The sequence below is a fragment of the Phenylobacterium sp. 58.2.17 genome (assembly GCF_026411515.1).
In the GTDB taxonomy this organism is placed as follows: Bacteria; Pseudomonadota; Alphaproteobacteria; order Caulobacterales; family Caulobacteraceae; genus Phenylobacterium.
Genome location: NZ_JAPMTQ010000115.1, coordinates 1 through 522, shown reverse-complemented (window position 1 = coordinate 522; position 522 = coordinate 1). Strand labels below are relative to the sequence as shown.

Annotated in this window: 1 pseudogene; it reads left to right on the top strand. The window is 66.5% G+C overall.

Features of this window, described 5'->3' with window-relative positions:
* Nucleotides 1–36: 36 nt before the first annotated feature.
* Nucleotides 37–522: pseudogene (locus OUA97_RS23300) on the top strand (IS5 family transposase); the annotation flags it as partial.

The following is a 522-nucleotide window of genomic DNA, read 5'->3' as shown; positions in this document are numbered from 1 at the left end:
CGACGCTGATTCAAGGCTTCCGGAAGGGAGCTTTGAATGGCGCGTTACGATCTGAGCGAAGCGGAGTGGCGGCTGATCGAGCCGCTGCTGCCGAACAAGCCGCGCGGCGTGGCGCGCGTCGATGACCGGCGAGTGATCAACGGGATCTTCTACGTGCTGCGGACGGGCACGCCCTGGCGTGATCTGCCCAGCCGCTACGGCCCGCACACCACGGTCTACAACCGCTACAACAGGTGGGCGAAGGCCGGCGTCTGGCTGACGATCTTCGAGGCTCTGGCGGCGACCTCGCCGCAATCGCTGCACCTGATCGACAGCTCGATCATCCGCGCTCACCAGCACGCAGCGGGTGGAAAAAAGGGGGCCCGGATCACGCCATCGGCCGCTCTCGTGGAGGACTGAGCACCAAGATCAACGCCCTGGTGAATCAGGACGGCTTGCCACTGCGGATCGTGCTCTCCGCCGGCCAAGCCTCGGACAAGGCCGCCGTGGAGGCGCTGATCGACGGTCTGCCGCCGGCTCAGG